The organism is Pseudomonas urethralis, assembly GCF_021602465.1.
Taxonomy (GTDB): domain Bacteria; phylum Pseudomonadota; class Gammaproteobacteria; order Pseudomonadales; family Pseudomonadaceae; genus Aquipseudomonas; species Aquipseudomonas vlassakiae.
On the sequence record NZ_BQIJ01000015.1, the window covers coordinates 133,592 to 151,264 of the forward strand.

At 56.0% G+C, this 17,673-nt stretch carries 15 protein-coding genes and 2 pseudogenes; 13 read left to right on the forward strand and 4 right to left on the reverse strand.

Annotation, left to right across the window (positions count from 1 at the left end):
• The first annotated feature begins 144 nt into the window (after nt 1-144).
• Both L6D64_RS21730 and L6D64_RS21735 read left to right on the forward strand, forming a co-directional pair.
• Nucleotides 145-387, forward strand: a complete 243-nt coding sequence (locus L6D64_RS21730; RefSeq protein WP_176507996.1) for a hypothetical protein — start codon at nt 145-147, stop codon at nt 385-387.
• Between the two features lie 103 nt (nt 388-490).
• Nucleotides 491-757 carry a DUF3077 domain-containing protein gene (locus tag L6D64_RS21735; RefSeq protein WP_054887111.1) on the forward strand — a complete coding sequence of 89 codons (267 nt, stop codon included), beginning with the start codon at nt 491-493 and terminating at the stop codon, nt 755-757.
• A gap of 167 nt (nt 758-924) precedes the next feature.
• On the opposite strand, the gene L6D64_RS21740 is transcribed toward L6D64_RS21735, so the two are convergent.
• Entirely contained in the window at nt 925-4,059 is a 3,135-nt protein-coding gene (locus L6D64_RS21740; RefSeq protein WP_176507995.1) for an NACHT domain-containing protein, read from the reverse strand.
• Nucleotides 4,060-4,655: 596 nt separating this feature from the next.
• Between L6D64_RS21740 and L6D64_RS21745 the strand changes: the two are divergent.
• From L6D64_RS21745 to L6D64_RS21790, 10 genes and pseudogenes are all read left to right on the forward strand, one after another.
• Nucleotides 4,656-5,819, forward strand: a pseudogene (locus L6D64_RS21745) (AAA family ATPase).
• A gap of 166 nt (nt 5,820-5,985) precedes the next feature.
• Nucleotides 5,986-6,279 carry a His-Xaa-Ser system protein HxsD gene (hxsD, locus tag L6D64_RS21750; RefSeq protein ID WP_176507993.1) on the forward strand — a complete coding sequence of 98 codons (294 nt, stop codon included), beginning with the start codon at nt 5,986-5,988 and terminating at the stop codon, nt 6,277-6,279.
• Nucleotides 6,280-6,281: 2 nt separating this feature from the next.
• On the forward strand, nt 6,282-7,769 hold the full coding sequence (gene hxsB, locus L6D64_RS21755; RefSeq protein ID WP_176507992.1) for a His-Xaa-Ser system radical SAM maturase HxsB: 1,488 nt from the start codon (nt 6,282-6,284) through the stop codon (nt 7,767-7,769).
• Nucleotides 7,769-9,004: a His-Xaa-Ser system radical SAM maturase HxsC gene (hxsC, locus tag L6D64_RS21760; protein ID WP_176507991.1), complete on the forward strand. Its 1,236-nt coding sequence runs from the start codon at nt 7,769-7,771 to the stop codon at nt 9,002-9,004. The genes hxsB and hxsC overlap by 1 nt, the downstream gene beginning before the upstream one ends.
• The gene (hxsA, locus tag L6D64_RS21765; RefSeq protein ID WP_176507990.1) at nt 9,001-9,606 is read left to right on the forward strand and encodes a His-Xaa-Ser repeat protein HxsA; all 606 of its coding nucleotides are present in this window, start codon (nt 9,001-9,003) and stop codon (nt 9,604-9,606) included. Before hxsC ends, hxsA begins: the two co-directional genes overlap by 4 nt.
• Nucleotides 9,607-9,628: 22 nt before the next feature.
• A complete protein-coding gene (locus L6D64_RS21770) occupies nt 9,629-10,378 on the forward strand; it encodes a hypothetical protein (protein WP_176507989.1) in 750 nt (249 codons plus the stop codon).
• 182 nt (nt 10,379-10,560) lie between these two features.
• A complete protein-coding gene (locus L6D64_RS21775; RefSeq protein ID WP_176507988.1) occupies nt 10,561-10,941 on the forward strand; it encodes a nucleotide pyrophosphohydrolase in 381 nt (126 codons plus the stop codon).
• Nucleotides 10,942-10,969: 28 nt separating this feature from the next.
• Nucleotides 10,970-12,880 carry a DUF2075 domain-containing protein gene (locus tag L6D64_RS21780; protein WP_176507987.1) on the forward strand — a complete coding sequence of 637 codons (1,911 nt, stop codon included), beginning with the start codon at nt 10,970-10,972 and terminating at the stop codon, nt 12,878-12,880.
• 206 nt (nt 12,881-13,086) lie between these two features.
• Nucleotides 13,087-13,200: pseudogene (locus tag L6D64_RS21785) on the forward strand (DUF1737 domain-containing protein); the annotation flags it as partial.
• Nucleotides 13,201-13,341: 141 nt separating this feature from the next.
• Nucleotides 13,342-14,241 carry an HNH endonuclease gene (locus L6D64_RS21790; RefSeq protein WP_176507986.1) on the forward strand — a complete coding sequence of 300 codons (900 nt, stop codon included), beginning with the start codon at nt 13,342-13,344 and terminating at the stop codon, nt 14,239-14,241.
• 375 nt (nt 14,242-14,616) lie between these two features.
• Here L6D64_RS21790 and L6D64_RS21795 read toward each other — a convergent pair whose 3' ends face one another.
• Nucleotides 14,617-14,922, reverse strand: coding sequence for a hypothetical protein (locus L6D64_RS21795; RefSeq protein ID WP_176507985.1), 306 nt, complete (start codon nt 14,920-14,922; stop codon nt 14,617-14,619).
• 206 nt (nt 14,923-15,128) lie between these two features.
• On the opposite strand from L6D64_RS21795, the gene L6D64_RS21800 reads away from it, so the two are divergent.
• The gene (locus L6D64_RS21800; protein WP_176507984.1) at nt 15,129-16,457 is read left to right on the forward strand and encodes a D-glucuronyl C5-epimerase family protein; all 1,329 of its coding nucleotides are present in this window, start codon (nt 15,129-15,131) and stop codon (nt 16,455-16,457) included.
• A gap of 165 nt (nt 16,458-16,622) precedes the next feature.
• Here L6D64_RS21800 and L6D64_RS21805 read toward each other — a convergent pair whose 3' ends face one another.
• Together L6D64_RS21805 and L6D64_RS21810 are read right to left on the reverse strand one after the other, a co-directional pair.
• Nucleotides 16,623-17,135 carry a DUF2514 family protein gene (locus tag L6D64_RS21805; protein WP_236192571.1) on the reverse strand — a complete coding sequence of 171 codons (513 nt, stop codon included), beginning with the start codon at nt 17,133-17,135 and terminating at the stop codon, nt 16,623-16,625.
• Entirely contained in the window at nt 17,132-17,575 is a 444-nt protein-coding gene (locus L6D64_RS21810) for a structural protein P5 (RefSeq protein WP_176510341.1), read from the reverse strand. Before L6D64_RS21810 ends, L6D64_RS21805 begins: the two co-directional genes overlap by 4 nt.
• Between the last annotated feature and the right edge of the window lie 98 nt (nt 17,576-17,673).

Consider the following 17,673-nt stretch of genomic DNA (forward strand, 5'->3'; position numbering starts at 1 on the left):
CATTAGCGCCTTTATGGCGGTTGTGCGCGGGGCACCTTCGGGTGCGCCGGGTGCCTGACGTCCCGGTCGGCTAACCCGCGTACAGCTGCCACCTATTCGTTTAGCCGCGGTTGGTGGTTGCTCCATTACGACAGGAGCCACACCATGCTGAAGATCGTCCCCGATCCACCCCACAATCTCCACTCCCTCGAAGACACGCTAATGATGGCGGCAGACTATGCAATTTGCGCAGAGGTCGTTGCCCAGCAGGCAATGCTGATGCAGCCAAAGTCCCCTGTGTCGCTGTTGATCATGACGTCAATGCACGAACTCGAAACCCTGCGCAAATTGCTCGAATCGGCGCTGGTTCAAATCCAGAAACCAGCCGACCCGCAGACGCTGCATTAATTCGCATCATGATCCTGCCTGGTCTGACGCTTTCGTCTTCGGGTCCCCAGCTTGCGAGCGATTGGGCCAGCTCAGGCAGTTACAACTTCAGGGAGATCAACCAATGGCCACCGAAGAAACCAAATTCACACCCGGCAAAACCACCTTCTACCAAGGTGATAACCAGACCCATCCCCTCTTCCGCATCGAACCCGGCATCCCTTGCCAAAGCGCCCGCGAACAGGCCTCTGAACTGATGGGCTACGTCCGCGACCTGACGATCGACGGACTCATGGAAGACAAACCCCAGCTGCTCTGGGCCTCGCACTACCTCAGCGCCCTTGCCAAGGCCCTGCTCGATGATGCCGAACTGGGCATGATGAAAGATTGAAACCGTTCAGCACCAGCACCGCCGCTTCATTCATGTGGAAGCCGCGCATGCCGGCGACGGGCCTCAAAGTGATCCCGACAATCCAAGCCCCTGTTCGCATCTCGCGGCACTGTGTGGCGACTCGGCTCGCACGGAGCGGGGTGCGGGCGCGAGCCGCCCGCAGCCGCTCACCTGTCCAGCCCCAACCAGCGCTCTTCCAACTGAGCTAGTCCAGTCATCGCAGGCCCCTGTCCAACTGACAATGTGAAACCCTCAGGCCACTGCCCGTGTGCCTTGACTCGATGCTGCTCAAGGCGCTGAACGAATAAAATCTGGCCCTTGGTGGTTCGCAAGCCGCCCATTGTGTGAGCAATATCCACCCGGTTTACTGCCCCGGCAAACCGCAATCTTTTCAGTTGGTTACGGTCCTGTTGCTCCCGCCACCATCCCCATATGCCGAATGCAACCAAAGCAATGACCGCAAGAATTACAAGGAGGGCCAGGAAATAATTCAAATAGTTTGTATAGGCTGCAAGCTCACTGCTCAACAAAACCAAACCAAAAATTACCGCCGCACACCCCAACACTACACCCATGACAATTAACCAAAACTTCACTGTTACCAAAAGCGGCAACAACTTCCGCACTGCCATCAATGCCACTACCCAATCCAGCAGCAACATGGCAAGCGCCAGGCAAACCACCTGATACGTAAACCAGTTCATCCCACACCAATACACTACACAGATACCGCCCTTTGGTGCCGGCAACCATCCCATCAGCCCCATCAGGCAAAAAACAACCAATCCACCCGCTGTCATATAACGGAGCACAATCAGCGCACGCTCCGCCCCTCCCATAGCTACCCAGTTTATTCCGGCGGGCTTGCTCAACTTCTGATCGCTAACAGGCACGGTTTGCTTCTGGCTTCTTTTTTTCGGTCCTGCATCAAATAAGTACTGCGGAAATATTGCGAAGAAAAAGGCATACACTCCACCCACTGCTAACCCTTTCGGCGCAACGCCCGCAACCACCATCGCGGCGACGGCAGAAGTCATCAAGTTGTAGACCCTAAGCTGAGCCTTAAAGTACACCCCTCTTAGCGCTTCCGACAGCGACAAACTCAGCAGCAGCCCCTTACGCGTCCGCCAGAATCGAAAGTCCGGAATCCGCAAAAGGTAAGCAGCAATGTCATCCTGCAAACCTTTTTCAACCTTCGGCAGATATCGGCATGCCTTGAAAGCAGTTTCCTGCAACCAGTCATCGCCACCTGACAACGCCAAAGACAACATCGGTGCCGTTTTGATTTCTGGTAGCAAGCCGGTCGCTTCCAGGCAGATCTTCGCAAACACGAGATTGTCGCCCCCACCTACATGGCGCGAAACAAACTCGTGGAGCTCATCACCAAATGCGTGAATCGCATCCCGTCTGAAACAAAACGCATCCACCAGAAACCGTAGGCAATGGATAGCTCGCATACGTTGCGACTCGTCATCGAAGTGCACCTCGATCTCGTCCCAGCAAAGCCGAGCAATACGTGCCGCCTCGGCCGGCGGACAAATCTGCGCATAAAGCACAAGCGCATCGCGCCCACGTGCATCTTTGGGAATATCCGAAATAGGTGCCTTGGTGGGGTCTACTAGCAACTTGCGGGTGACAAAGTACTCCAGAAACCGCCGATGCATAAACGCGAACGAAGGGGCGTCGCCGACCGTGACACGAGCGATGCCGATAGCCCGCAATGTCCGTAGCACAAAGACCATTTGTTCAGTCTGAAAATGCGCGTTGATGTCCTTGACTGGCGCCTCCAGCCCATAGCTACTGTTGTGGAACACAAACCAAGCAAGCTCCGTGGTGAGCATCATGAAGTGGTTGGTCGTCACGCCCGCATCGACAAGCTGCGGACGGCGTGCCTCAAGTTTATTCAATATGAATCGTTCGTAAATCTGTGCCTGGTTGTCGGGCAGCTGGGCCTCGTGGCTGATCCAGTCGCCTAGCAGCACCATCATGAAAGGGTTACGCATCAAGGGCGACAAATCTGGTCGCTGCGTTAGCAGGTCAAGGCTTTTCTGATGTGCAAGATTGGCAAAGCGTGAGAGGCCACCTAACGCGGCAGACTCGGACAACGGGCGAATTTCCAGAACCTTGTGCGCCTGAAACGCAGTGGGCCGACGGAACATGCGCGAGGCCAGGATGCCCTTTGACGCCTGATCAGTGGAAATGAACCTCGAAATCACTTCCGACAGGGCGTTGATCACCGCCTCATCTTGCCCTGCATCCAGTACTTCGGAAATTTCATCAAATGAGTCGAAGATGAAATACAGCCGGCCCTCCTTCACCAACTGATCAAAGTACTGGTCAACGAACGCTTCGCGGGCCGCTTCGCCATTGATAATTTTCTTTATCACAAACGCTCGCAAGTCGCTGAACTGGAACTTTACCTGCCCCTGTTCGACGACTCGGGTTGGCACCCACTCGCGCAAGTTGACATATACGGGGATGCAGCTGCTGTCACTTCTTTTTTCAAGCATGTGCAACGCCAGCCGACGTAGCGCTACGCTCTTGCCCGCCCCCGGCACGCCGAGCAGCAGGAACGAACGGGGCCGGCCATCGACGCGGATAACCTTCTGTAGGTTGAGCACCCGCTTACGCCTGACCAGCCCGTGACTGGAGCGGACCTCCACTTCGGCTTCCAGCTCAGCGTAATCTTGCGGATTCCAGCCGCTCTGGGTGTCGAGGGCGATAATGTCGTGCCGAAGCTTCACACAAAAGGAGTCGATCTCAGCGTTTGGCACCCCTGCCAGCTTTTCGGTTGTCAAGGCAGCCTGGTTGTTATCGCTTGGTATGCGTGTGTAATGGAAAACCAGCAACAACAGTGCAAGCGAAAACAGCATTTCGGGAATAGTCAAAGCTGGGCTAAAATTAAGTGTTTTAATCCATTGCGGCAACCAATCGAGCTGTTTTGACGAGGCCAGCGAACTGATCGCCGAGTTGACGGCTGGAGCCCACCCACCACGACTCACTACCAAACCTACGACAGGCACCAGAGCCACCATACGCAGCTTGTTAGCTCCGTAATGTGGAGATCTGAGGGTGAAGCTCAGTATCCACATGACGAAACAGATAAGCGTGGCCAGGCCTAGCGCCAATATGCCGGAAACCAAGAAAGCACAAGCCACCGTAAAGCTGGTAAAGACCAGCGTATAGAAGAAGAGAAGATGGTTCTTTGGCATCTGCGAAACGGCGTCCTTGGCTTGATTGCTAATGGGTTGCTGAATGCAAATATACCGGTACCGTTGCCCAAGGTCATTTTGTGCGGCCATCAGCGCAACCTGAAGCCCGCTCAATAGTCCCACAGCCCACCCAGATGATGGAGCGGTTGTGATCGAGGGGATCAGCATGAGCCCGGGTATTCAGCTGTCGAGTCCGGCTACGCATATCAAGCGGCTTTAGCGCGAGCTGGGGATAACCGCGCAGCGGTGGGGGCCGCACTTGTCGTGTCAACGAACCGCGGCGATGGGCCGCAAAGCGGCCCCAACAATCCAAGCTTCTGCTCCAATCTCTAGGAGGATTAACCAATACTCCAAATCAACACCCCGAGCCGTTCGAGCGACAATCATCGAGACCATCGCTCCGGCCCCCTCCCAACGACTACTCTCCACTATTCCAGGGATATCCCCCCCAAGCCAAAGAACAAGCTTCTAAACTGTTGGACTGCGCTCGCTACCTCAACCACATCGGCGTCATGCTAGGCGACCACCGAATGGTCGCTGCCTCCCGCTACCTCAACATGATGGTTCGCGCCCTGTTTGATGAACTCGAGCACAGCCACCCCCACTCCCGAAGCCGAGCTGACCGGTAGTAACGCTAACCCAGTTCAGCCACAATCGGTCACTCAGTTCAAGCTGGGACGCACCGGATGCTCACCACCCTCGCCATCGGCAACTACCGCTCAATCAATCACCTTGTGTTGCCACTAGGCCAACTCAACCTGGTGACAGGAGCCAACGGCAGCGGCAAATCCAATCTCTACAAGGCCCTGCGCCTGCTCGCCGAAACCGCCCAGGGCGGCGTGATCGAAGCACTTGCCCGTGAAGGCGGATTGGATTCGACCTGGTGGGCCGGGCCTGAAATGAGTGCGCGCATGAAGCGCGGCGAGGTGCCCATCCAAGGCCAGCATCCAAGCGACGTCAAACGCCTGCGCTTGGGTTTTGCCACCGAGGATTTCGGCTTTGCCATCTCCCTCGGCCTGCCGATTCCCCTGCCCTATCCCACTGCATTCATGCTCGACCCCGAGATCAAATCTGAAGCCATCTGGGGTGCTGGAGCCTACCGCCCCTCTTCCTTGTTGGTAGAGCGCAAGCACGCCATGGTGCGTGCCCGGGAGGGCAACAGCTGGACGCTGCTCGATCAGCATGCCGATAGCTGCGAGAGCTTCTTCAACATCGTCGGACGCCCCCGCCAAGCGCCGGAGATCGGCGAGCTGCGCGCGTTCATCAACAGCTGGCGGTTCTACGATCTCTTCCGCATCGACCGCGATGCGCCCTGCCGTCAGCCTCAGTTGGGCACTCGCTCGCCAGTGCTGCACCACGATGGCCGCAACCTCGCTTCGGCGCTGCAGACCATCATTGAGATTGGTGAGGTGGAAGACCTCGTGGCCGCGCTGGAGGATGCATTCCCCGGCAGCCGCCTGGAGATCGACGCGCCACCGGGCGGCTTGTTCAACGTGCGGCTGTACCAGCACGGGCTGCTGCGTCCGCTGGGTGGCGCCGAGTTGTCGGACGGGACCCTGCGCTACCTGTTGCTGATGGCCGCGCTGCTGACGCCACGGCCGCCATCGCTGATGGTGCTCAACGAACCGGAGACCAGCTTACGTGCCGACCTGCTCCCGGCTTTGGCGCGGCTGATCATTCGTGCTTCGCAACGTAGCCAGGTGTAGGTGGTATCGCACAGCAAGCCGCTGATCGAGGCGTTGACCGCGTGTGAAGGGTGCAATGTGCTGGAGCTGGAGAAGCACCAGGGGCAGACGCAATTGCGGGGGGCTGGGTTGCTGGATGAGCCGTTGTGGCGGTGGGTGGACTGAGGGTGCGGCAACCCTCGGCCTATCCCGTTTAAGTTGCCGTTGCACATGGCGTTGCGGCATCCGCTCCGTCAGTTAGATGTGTGCAAATGTAAAAATTGTGATAGCACTATGCCTCGTTAACCGGCAAAATCCACACGTTCCCAACGGACTTGAAGGACCGGTTTCGATGACATGGCCAGTCACGCTGCAAATCGACAGCGCCGCCTACCCGCTGGGCGTGGTGCAACGCGCTGCTTACGCCTTGGCTGACACCGTCGCGATCCAGATCGGTATTGAAGCCAGCAAGATCTGCCTCACGGCTTTCCCCACTAATGCACAACTGACACTTTCCCCGCAGCAGGCGCATTCGCTGATCCTCCAGCACCTGAATGACTTCGCCCTGCGCGACCACATCAACCGCGAAACAACGGGGTTACGCGAAGTGCTAGCCCGAGCCGCACTCGCTGGATGTGGGGTTTAGCAGTGACACTGATTGCAACCGATGCCAAGCACTATCGCTTGCTGCCCTTCCGATTCATGCGCATGAACACGGGTCATGACCGTGACATTCTACTCACCGCCGATACTGGAGAGTACTTGCACGTGAACGACGCGCAGTTACGGGCACTCAGCCACTTCAACGTTGAAGCGGGCACGCCGTTTCACAAAGACCTGCTGGCCCGTCACTTCATCTATGAGCCAGGCCGCCACGATCCGTTTCCGGAAATGGCCGCGCAGTATCGCAGCCGCAAGGACTTTCTCTTCACAGGCCCGTCACTGCACTTGTTCGTGGTCACACTGCGCTGCAACCATACCTGTCAGTACTGCCAAGTATCGCGGGCCCCTATGGGCGGCTCGGGCCACGACCTCTCGGAGGCAGATGCCAGGGCTGCGGTCGATCGCCTTTTCGAATCGAACGCCCCCGCCCTGACTGTGGAGTTTCAGGGTGGCGAGCCACTTCTGGCCTTCGAGCGAGTACGCCAGATTGTCGAATGGATAGTTGAACGAAACGTGGTCGAGCAGCGGGACATCCAGTTCGTCATTACTACGACGCTGCATCACCTGACTGAAGAAATCCTCGACTTCGCAAAGCAGCATCGCATCCAGTTTTCGACGTCGCTCGATGGGCCGGCGCCTTTGCACAATGCCAACCGCCCAACACCATCGCGGGATTCCTACGAGCGCACTGTAAAAGGCATCCAATGGGTCCGTGAACGCCTAGGGCATGAGGCGGTTTCGGCATTGACCACACTGACTTCAAGAAGCCTCGAACAGCCTGAAGCGATCATCGACGAGTATGTGAACCAAGGTTTCTCCAGCATCTCGCTCCGGCCACTGAGCCCTTATGGGTTCGCCACCAAGAGTGCCAATCGCCTTGACTACCCGATCGAGCGATATCTGGCCTTTTACCAGAAAGCACTGGCCTATTTGCTGGACATTAACCAGCAAGGCGTATATCTGTCGGAGAGTTACACGAGCCTATTGCTCAAGAACATCCTCACGCCCTTCTCCTCCGGCTACGTAGACCTCCGCTCTCCTGCCGGCGCGGGTACTGCTGCGCTGGTATACAACTACGACGGTTACGTCTATCCGTCGGACGAAGCCCGCATGTTGCTGGAGATGGGCGAAGATGGCTTGAGGCTTGGTCGGGTCCAGCAACCTTTACCGGAACTGCTGGCATCGCCCGTCATGGAGGCGTTGCTTAGCAGTGGTGTTGCAGAAGCATTACCCGGCTGCTCGGATTGTGCGCTGGTTCCTTACTGCGGCGCAGATCCCGTCGAGCACTTCGCACGCCAAGGTGACCCGATCGGGCACAGAGCGTTCAGTAGCTTCTGCAAGAAGAACATGGGGCTGCTGAAGCATTTGTTCGGCCTGCTTCGCGATGGCGACGACAACGTGCAGAGGGTGCTGCTGTCCTGGTTGAACAGGCGCGCCTACAGCGATGTTCGCCTTCCGGGTTACGGAGGCTGATGGCGATGCTGCGCAAAGATACCCACTTTGAAATCCAACACCTGCATGAACCCAGGCTGCTCAAGGTCATCACCCTGGACGAGTTCATCGAACAGGGCCTGGCAGTGTGTGCCGGCAGTACCGACTTCGATGATCTGCTGCTTTGGCTGCCAAACGAAGAACGGCTAAGGAACACGCACCTGCTTTCATTGCCAGTGGGTGGATTCCTGACACCGGAGCCATCGGTTGGCGATTTTGAAAGCGAGCGGCTGCACCTTCACAGCCCCAAAGATGCAGAGGTCGTGCAGCCAGGCGATGTCATCGCCATCACACCAGGCAACACACTGGTGCGCGTGCTCTATCGACGTGGTTCGGACAGTAACCTGTTGTTCATGACCGATCGCTGCAACAGCCTCTGCCTGATGTGCTCGCAGCCGCCAAAGGATATCGATGACCGCTGGCACATTGAGGAGAACCTTCGGCTGATCGACCTGATGGACCCGGTTGAGGAAAACCTGGGCATCAGCGGCGGCGAGCCAACGTTGTATCGCGAAGGCCTGCTCGAAATCCTCGCAAAGTGCAAAGCCGTTCTGCCGCAAAAGTCCGTACATGTACTCAGCAACGGGCGCCTGTTCAAGGACCCGAGCTGGATCGAAGCACTCGCTGCCATCGGCCACCCGCAGTTGAGCTGGGGCATACCGCTGTATGCCGACAATGCCGAGGACCATGACCATGTGGTGCAGGCGCCAGGCGCGTTCAGCGAAACCCTGCAAGGCCTTTACAACCTCGCCCGCGCCAAGCAGATCATCGAGATCCGCGTGGTGCTCAGTCGCCTGACCACGCCACGCTTGCCCGAACTGGCACACTACCTGTTCAGAAACCTGCCCTTCGTGCGGCATGTTGCGCTGATGGGTATCGAAAGTACCGGCCTTGCCAGAAAGCACTACGAAGAGCTGTGGATCGACCCGCTGGACTATCAAGACTCGTTGAGCCAGGCCACGTACTTCCTGTTCAACCGCGGAGTGCCGGTCTCCATCTACAACCTGCCCCTGTGCCTGATCCCAGCCAACCTCTCGCGCTTCGCCCGCCAGAGCATCTCGGACTGGAAAAACCTGTTCATCGATGCCTGCCAGCAATGCGCCGCCGTGAAACATTGCTCCGGCTTCTTCAAATCCCACACCGACCGCTGGCAGAGCCGCGGCGTACAACAACTATCGCCAGAGGCCTTTAGCGCCTACGCAAGGAGTGCACAGTGAAACTGCTAGACCGCTGGAAAGTCCTGATCAGTGGGTTCAGCCTGCTGCCAATGGCAGGTGCCACCTTGGCACAGGCAGGCCACATGCCGTTCGCCGATGCGAACTGGCAGCCTGCTGACAAACTGCAGCCCCCGGTATTTGCCAATACGCTCAACGCACCAGACGCCGTTAACATCTATGCGGCGCATCGCTCGCACAGTTCGCATAGTTCCCACAGCTCGCACAGTTCTCACTACAGCAGCTCGGGCGGCTATAGCGCGCCTCGCTCCTACAGCCCACCCGCCACCAGCACGCGGAGTTATAGCGCGCCAAGCACTTCGCACAGTACTTCGAGCAGCAACAGTCTTTATCAGTCGTCTGACGCTACCAGCGGTACAAGTTCAAGCACGTCCGCCCGTGCGACCAATGAACAGAAAAGTAATCTGGTCACGCGTGTGCAGACTGCGCTGATGGTGCGCCAGTATTATCAAGGCACGATCGATGGGGTAATGGGCAAGGCGACACGTGGGGCATTGATGGCCTTCCAGATGGACAGTGCGCTGACCGTGAATGGCCGAATGGATACGCCATCGCTGAATGCGTTGGGGATCAAGATTCCATAAGTTGCCTCCGGTTGACCAGCAGATGACAGCACCTCAGCATCCCGTTCGATTCGCACCCTGGGTGGGCGCCCGGTACACCGAAGGCGTCCACGGATTGCGCGTGCTATTGGTGTGCGAATCGCACTATGGAAACAAAGAACATGAGCGCCCGACCGTTACCCCGGAAATCATAAAGGCGCTTGCACTGAGGCAGGTGCATCCCCAGGCGACTCGCAAGCTGCGTAAGCATGCGCACTTTGCGAAGATCAGGACCGCGGTCACCAAAGCCAAGCCTGGTGTTGCCAGCCTGGACAGGCAGGCATTTTGGGAAAGCGTCGCCTACTACAACTACTTGCAGGAATTCGTCAGTGCCAATCGTCAGGCTCCGCAAGACGGCGCATGGGAGCGGAGCAGCTCTGCCTTCTCGCAGGTAGTGGAGGTGTTGGCACCTCAGTTGATTGTCTGTTTCAGCATCCGCAACGGCAAACGGATCACCTCGCTTTCGACAGGGATCCCGGTAGCAGTGGTAAATCATCCCTCGTCACGGTTTGCCTACAGCACTGTAAAGCCAGCTATTGCCAAACAGATCGAGGAAGCACTTTTACGAGGTCAGCATGAATCTGGCTTCGTCAACAACCCTGTTTATGACGCTTGGCGCAACGCCACGGTGTCTGCCATTCCAACCCCTGGCCCCCATCTTCCCGAGCCCCATGCCAGCGAGCTTCATCAGTCACGGAAAGCCGCTATGGCGGCCCTCGACGAACTCCAGTCGCTCTCCCTTCGCTACGATTGATAGCAGTCCTCCCGATCTCGGCATACAGCTACGCTTTGACCTAGATCTATTTACAGGCTACTCCGAATTCTCCTACACACTTTCTCATTTCGTCTGTAGGACGTATGGTGTCGAGCATCTGCAATGAAGGCTAAACGGTGGCTCCCATCAGCCCAGTTCGCCCGCCAACACAGGACGCTCTCGTGACAACCCCCACCGCTTCACCCCAGCTCGTTGACACCACCCGCCTGGCCCAGGCGCTCGAGCAATTTGCCGCAGACCGCAACTGGGCCCAGTTCCACTCGCCCAAGAACCTGGTTATGGCCCTGAGCGGCGAAGTCGGTGAACTCAACGAGATCTTCCAATGGCTCAGCGAGGACGCCTCCAAGTCCGCCGCCCACAACCCGGATACAGCGCAGGCCGTCGAGGAAGAACTCGCCGACGTGCTCATGTACCTGGTACGCCTGGCCTCGGTCCTGGGCGTGGACCTGGACGCAGCGGCTCAACGCAAATTGCGCCTGAACGGCGAAAAGTACCCGGTCGAAAAAGCCCGCAATACCGCCAGGAAGTACGACCAACTCTGATTGCCAGCTTGAGTAAGGAAGAAGGACCTTGATCGTTTATCAAGCGACCAAATCGCAGTTTCTGCACGACTGCATCAACGACGATATCGAAGACGTGATTCTGGACAGTTACCAGTCCACGACCGGCAAACGGGTCGCCGCCTCAGAGATCAATTCGTGGAAGAATTCACTTGGCAAAATGGCCAATGTGCTTCAAGCCCCCGGGCTGCCCGACTCAATGGGCGTAGCGATCGAGCTGCACATCCCCCAGACCTCCAAGCGAATCGATATAACCCTTACCGGCTTCAACTCCGAGGGCCAGCGCAGCGTTCTATTGGTTGAACTCAAACAATGGAGCCAAGCGAAAGCCACCAGCAAAGATGCGATTGTCCGCACTGTACTGGGTGGTAAAGAACGCGAGACCGTTCATCCATCGTATCAAGCGTGGTCTTACGCCAGCCTACTGCACGGTTTCAACGAAGCCGTGCATACCGGTGGCATCCAGGTGCAGGCATGCGCCTATCTGCATAACTACGTAGCTGATGGCGTACTCGACGCAAAGCATTATCAGGATTACACCAGCAAGGCTCCGCTGTTCATGCGAGGCAAGGAGCAGCTGGAACAGCTGCGCACGTTCATCAAGCAACACATCGCCAGCGGCGATGAGAACAGCACGCTGCATGAACTGGTAAACAGCCCCATCCGTCCGTCCAAAGCGCTGGCAGATTCTCTGAAAGGCCTGCTCAAGGCGCAACCTGAATTCATTCTGATCGACGATCAGAAAGAGATCTTCGAAGCAGCGATGGCCGCATGCACTGCCGCATCTACTGAAAAGCCGAGGGTAGTGATCATTCAAGGTGGCCCTGGCACCGGGAAGACAGTGGTCGCACTCAACCTGCTGGTGAAACTCATCGGCCAAGGCCTGTATGGCCGGTACGTCTCCAAGAACGCCGCACCTCGCAAAGTCTACGAAAACAAACTGGCAGGCTCGATCACCCGCAGCCACTTCTCCAACCTGTTCGTTGGGTCGGGCGCCTTTGTCGATACCGCCGCGAACATCAATGACTTCCTGGTCGTCGACGAAGCCCATCGCCTCAACGAGAAAAGCGGCCTCTACGGGAACCTGGGCGAGAACCAGATCAAAGAGCTGATCAATGCTTCGGCCTGCACCATTTTCTTCATCGACGAAGATCAGCGCGTCACCCTGAGCGACATCGGCAGCCGAGAAGCAATCCGCGCCTTTGCCGAAGCCAAAGGCGCGCAGGTCGAGGAGTACACCCTCGCCTCCCAGTTTCGCTGCAACGGCTCGGACGGTTACCTGGCTTGGTTGGACGACGTGCTTCAAGTGCGCCCGACCGCCAACCGTCACCTGGACAGCAGCCTCTACGAGTTCAAGGTATTTGACACGCCCGAAGCCCTTCACGCGGCCATCGAACAGAAGAACAACCACAATAAGGCCCGCGTCGTTGCCGGCTATTGCTGGCCCTGGACCAGCAAGAAAGAACCTTCAGCCCATGACATCGTCATTGGCGACAACTACCGCCGCAAATGGAACCTCGACCAAGACGGCAGTCTGTGGATCATCGCGCAGAATTCGATCGAGCAGGTCGGCTGCATTCACACCTGCCAAGGGCTGGAAGTCGATTACATTGGAGTGATCATCGGACCGGACCTGTTGATTCGCGATGGCCAGGTGTTGACCGACCCAAGCAAACGGGACAAGCAGGACCGATCCATACGGGGCTACAAGACTCGGATGAAAACGGCACCCGAAGAGACTCGTGAGCTGGTCGACCTCATCATCAAGAACACCTACAGAACCTTGATGACACGTGGAATGAAAGGTTGCTACATCTACTGCAGCGACGAACAGACTGCGCAGTATTTCCGTAGCCGGGCGAGCCTGATCGACCTAATTGTGCCGAAGGCAGAAACAGAGTTGCTAGCATCCGTATCCTGAGCGGCGGGAATACAGGCCGGCTTGGTGAAAGCCAAACTGCTCAGACCCGATGCTGGATGAAAGCAAAAGGCCCAAGCGAGGGGCGCTAAGTGTCTGTGTGAAAAGTCTTGAGACGAAGTTCAGACAAGGCGAAAGCAGCTGAGGAAGCGGAGTTTACGGGGGGTAAATGAGCACTCGAGGCTGTTCTCAACGCAGCATCACCGGATGCCTCCTTTTGCCACAAGGTCAGTGATGCCTTAAAGCTGGGATATCAACTCCATGGCGGGCCTGCACTCACGTTCAACGGAAAGGATGTGATCGTGGCGCAGGCTGTTATCTAGTCGGATGCGCACAAAGCTTCGTCAATGCTCAACCAGGTGCGTCACGCTCACCATAGCGGCGTATAGCGTAGGAAATTTCCTTTCTCCAAATAAGAATTCTCGCTAAAGTCACTGGCGACAGGCCATCACTTAGGACGCGAGATGCAATTCTTCTGGGTAAACCTCGGCGCAACCCATAAAGAGGCCAAGAACGGCCAATTTCTATGGGCACCACTTAACTCACGATCCAAGACAGGAAAAAAGCAATTCCGGAGCCACTGGGATAACGTCGCCAAAGTCCAGACAGGTGATTTGGTTTTTTGCTACCACGACAATTACATTCGAGGCATCGCAACAGCTCGGCGCGACTCCTACAGAGCTGAACGACCTCCGCGCCCATCATTCAAAGAATGGCAGAATGAGGGGCATCGCGTAGATATCAGTTACGTCGAGCTGAAGCGCCCAGTACGCAGCGATGACATCGCCGAACTTTACATGATGCGATTTGACTCTCGCACGGAACCTCGACTATTCAATAGTGCGAGCGGCATCAATCAAATCTACATGGCTGCACTGCCTGCTGATGCTGGCCAGTTTTTACTGGAACAAGCTGGGATCTTCGTTGACTATGAAGATCGCATGATTGACTCCGGTTCACCTCAGAAAGTGAGCAGTACAACCAGAACAGCACTGATCGAAGCCAGAGTTGGTCAGGGCGGATTTCGGTCTGGATTGCTAGGTCGCTGGGCTGGTAAGTGCGCCCTCACCGGCCTACAAAACCCAAACCTTCTGGTTGCCTCCCATATCCATGCATGGAGCCTTGCTGATAATACCGCACGTCTAGATACCGAAAATGGCCTGCTGCTGGCTGCACACATCGATCGCCTGTTTGACTCGGGCCTGATTTCGTTTTCGCAAGATGGTGACCTTCTTATCAGCAATCTGCTGACAGAAGAAGAACGCCACATTTTACGATTAGACGAATTCACAAAGATTGGCCAATTGAGCGATGGAAATCGTAGATATCTTGCGATGCATCGAGAACGCTTTAGCTTCAGCTGAATAACCTTTACAGCTTAGTGGTAAACGGAAGGAGTTGATAGGAGGCATTGCACGGGAGCCCCAAAGACGCTACTACATTGGCCACCGAATGACTCTCAAGTACGCAATTCTGCAGTCCACAAAAAAGCCCAGTCGTTTCCGACTGGGCTTTTTCGTTTCAATAATGGTCGGGACGGAGTGATTCGAACACTCGACCCCTTGCACCCCATGCATGCCAAGCCACACAACGGCATGATAACACAGCACTTTTTGGCGCGCTCGCTGCAATCGACTGCCCATAGGTGCTGCCAAGCGCTCACGAGAGTCACGCATTTCTCACGCAGCCCATGCTGCCCCTCCCGGCGTCCTGCCGACCGTTTCCCTTCCTTTATATAGCTACTCACAGACCGCCGGCCCACCCTTCCCTTTTCGAAGGATCTCGTGCACGTAGTGGTCCGGCTCAGGATCGCGGAATTTGAACAGCCCGCACGCATACATCTCCTCATGCTCACTCAGCCCGAACCACCTGGCTGCGTCGGCCATCTCCAGCATTTCGGACAGCTGCAGGTCGTCGACCTGGCGCCGCCGGCGGTACTCGAAAGCCAGCTGCACCAGCTTGGCCGCGTGCTTCTCGGGATCGGTGGCCAGGTCGCAGACGTTGTCGAGCGCGGCGACCCACTCGCGTGGAAGCGTATCTATCATGACTATACACTGTATATAAAAACAGTATCGTACCCAGGCAGGGTGTCTTCTGCAATTTCTGTGAGTACCTTTCTGACTGTTGTGCAACCTGCTAGGCCATAGACTGCGTGACAGCCATCAGGCAAAATTATGCAGCCAACGCAAAATCGAAACATTGATAATCGGCTACTCAGCCATATATCACAAACAACATACAACTGGATGTAATGAGCAATATGAAACCCGCAGCAAAATGGATTTTATTAGCAGTCACAATCCTATCAATAGCAGCTGTCTCATACAATAAATACACAAACCGAGCAATGTGGCCAAAGCCTAATGTTAGCCACGAAGACGCTTTAGAGCTGGAAGAACGTTACAACGGTACGTCTGGTGTTTTCCACGACGGCTCTTACATTTCTTACTTCCAGAATTATACAAGCGATGGAGACTACCTGAACTATGGCAAGTGGAAGGACTATCACAACGACGGCCTGATATTCATGCATGAATCAGGACTTCCTCAAGTAATAAATGGAACCTCACTTTACTGGAACGCGGTAACACTCAGCCATTACGCACTAATGATGCACGGCCGCTACCTACGCGGCGACGCTGAATCTTTAGGAAAGTTTTATCAAGCTGCTGATAAATTAGTTGATCTGCAAACTTCTAATGGTGCTTTCCCTTACCCTACTATGCCTCATAGGCATAACTCGTTGCCTGATGGATGGGTAAGCGCTATGGCCCAAGGAAACGCCCTCAGCGTTTTCGCAAGAGCGCTTAAGCTTAGCGGAGAAGACAAATACAGAGTCGCTGGTGATCTGTCCTACCAAAACCTCATGACCAAGGTCAAGGACGGAGGATCACTGTCTGACATGGGTGATCTTGACCCGTCACTTAAAGACTTTATTTTCTTCCCTGAGTACCCTAACACTCCGGTGGATTACACGTTAAATGGATACATGTTTACATTGCTAGGGATTTATGATTGGTCGAAATCCCAATCAAAACTCAGTAGCGAAGCTGCCGACACTTACGGAAAAGGACTAAATACGCTTATCAACATTCTTCCTCTTTATGATGTTGATGGCTTCTCAACATATGATCTAGCCCACATAGTGTTGAAAACAAAGCCGTATGTCGCTCCTGAGTACCTTGGAATTCATGTACACCTGCTGCACGCCATCAATTCTATCTCGCCTACAGATGCAACCGAGCATTATGAAAAGGTTTGGAGAAAAAAAATTGACGAAATGAACTCAAATCTTCGCATTACGTCAATGTCTTTGAGCAGTTCATCACCACAACCACTAGGAAGTACAGTAAATATAAAGCTGAACTCTAGCGGCGGTGATGCCGGGGATGACACTCTATACAGAGTCTACGTAAAATATAACGGTGAATGGAGTGCTCTTTCAGAATTTGTGAACCGCAAAGAATTTATATGGATCCCTAAAAACAAAGGTGATTACATACTTGGATTTTATGCAAAAAGCCCGAATTCTAGCAAAGAGTGGGATAGCTTCAGATATCAACCATTTACTGTAAACTAGTAATTACTATGCGGCGCTGACATATCAGCGCCGCATTTATAGGCATATCTATTCGCGGATGGAGTGCGAAGGAAAACTTATGAGTCACAATTGTCGTCATTAGTATCGATCATGCCCACCTAGCCTGCTCCCGTTTCCTCAAGGTAGACGGCCAGTATAGGACCGCTACCGAGACCTCATCCCGTCAACCACAGCCTCGCACGCCAGCCCAGCTATTCGGCTTCGCTCAAGCGCTGTCGCGAGGTCTCCCGCCATTCGGTCAGCTTCTTCAAGCAATCCCCCGAGCACCACGACGGCAGATGTTCCTGCCTGGCGCTGCTGGGTAGCAATGGCGCCGCAGGTGGCTCTGTGGCCGTCCCGCAGTCTGGCGATTTCCCCGCGCATCCCACCAGCAGCAGACTCAGCAGCAGCGGCGCGGACTTTGGCCAGTTCCACTTGTTGTCGTGCACTCTCACCCTCCTTGTCCGCCACGGCCTGGCGGCGCTGTTCTTCAGTTCTGGCCTGGGCAGCTGCACGCCGGTCGCGCTCAGCCACCTGCAGGCGGTAGTCGGCCAGCTCGCTGCGTGCGGTACCGGTATCGCCCTGGGCAACCACCACCCGGTACTGCTGGCCTCCGGCGACCAGCACCAGGCCGATCAGCCACCAGCACCAGGCCGGCACCGCGCCCAGCCAGCTCATGCCAGCGCCCGCCGCACGCCCTCATCGATGATCGCCGGAGGGTACGGGTTGCCGCCGTTCTCGTGGATGATGATGCTGATCACCATCCCGCGCAGCGTGGCCGGGTCCTTGATGTCGATCGGGTCGGTGGTGCGCACGCCAATGCGCTTTGCCACGGCCGAGGCGTAGGCCTGGGTGTCGTTCTCGCTGCTCGGCGCCCAGCGATTGATGGTCTCCAGCACCGTGTCGATGCCCTTCCCGCCTACACCAGGCATGCCGTCCTTGCCCCGGTAGTTGATCAGCAGCTTGCCCAAGGCACGAATGCCGTTCTCGGGCGTGTCGAAGATGGCGAAGCGGCCACCAGGTTCTTTGCCGATCTGGCCTTGCCAGTCGTTGCGCGGGTTGAAGTCGATATTTCCGGGGTTCCGATTACGGATGCCCCGGGGCTGGGTTTGGGTCATGGGTATTCTCCAGGCAAAAAAATACCGCCAGGCGGCGGTCGGTGGGGTTCTGTTCGGGTCAGGCTGGCAGATCTTCCGGTGCGCCCGCATCAGGTTTG

Bases quoted from the DNA above. Each gene is read 5' to 3' on its own strand.
- L6D64_RS21730 (WP_176507996.1), top strand. From the start codon at position 145: ATGCTGAAGATCGTCCCCGATCCACCCCACAATCTCCACTCCCTCGAA.
- L6D64_RS21735 (WP_054887111.1), top strand. From the start codon at position 491: ATGGCCACCGAAGAAACCAAATTCACACCCGGCAAAACCACCTTCTAC.
- L6D64_RS21740 (WP_176507995.1), bottom strand. From the start codon at position 4,059: ATGGCCGCACAAAATGACCTTGGGCAACGGTACCGGTATATTTGCATT.
- hxsD (WP_176507993.1), top strand. From the start codon at position 5,986: ATGACATGGCCAGTCACGCTGCAAATCGACAGCGCCGCCTACCCGCTG.
- hxsC (WP_176507991.1), top strand. From the start codon at position 7,769: ATGGCGATGCTGCGCAAAGATACCCACTTTGAAATCCAACACCTGCAT.
- L6D64_RS21770 (WP_176507989.1), top strand. From the start codon at position 9,629: ATGACAGCACCTCAGCATCCCGTTCGATTCGCACCCTGGGTGGGCGCC.
- L6D64_RS21790 (WP_176507986.1), top strand. From the start codon at position 13,342: ATGCAATTCTTCTGGGTAAACCTCGGCGCAACCCATAAAGAGGCCAAG.
- L6D64_RS21795 (WP_176507985.1), bottom strand. From the start codon at position 14,922: ATGATAGATACGCTTCCACGCGAGTGGGTCGCCGCGCTCGACAACGTC.
- L6D64_RS21800 (WP_176507984.1), top strand. From the start codon at position 15,129: ATGAGCAATATGAAACCCGCAGCAAAATGGATTTTATTAGCAGTCACA.
- L6D64_RS21805 (WP_236192571.1), bottom strand. From the start codon at position 17,135: ATGAGCTGGCTGGGCGCGGTGCCGGCCTGGTGCTGGTGGCTGATCGGC.
- L6D64_RS21810 (WP_176510341.1), bottom strand. From the start codon at position 17,575: ATGACCCAAACCCAGCCCCGGGGCATCCGTAATCGGAACCCCGGAAAT.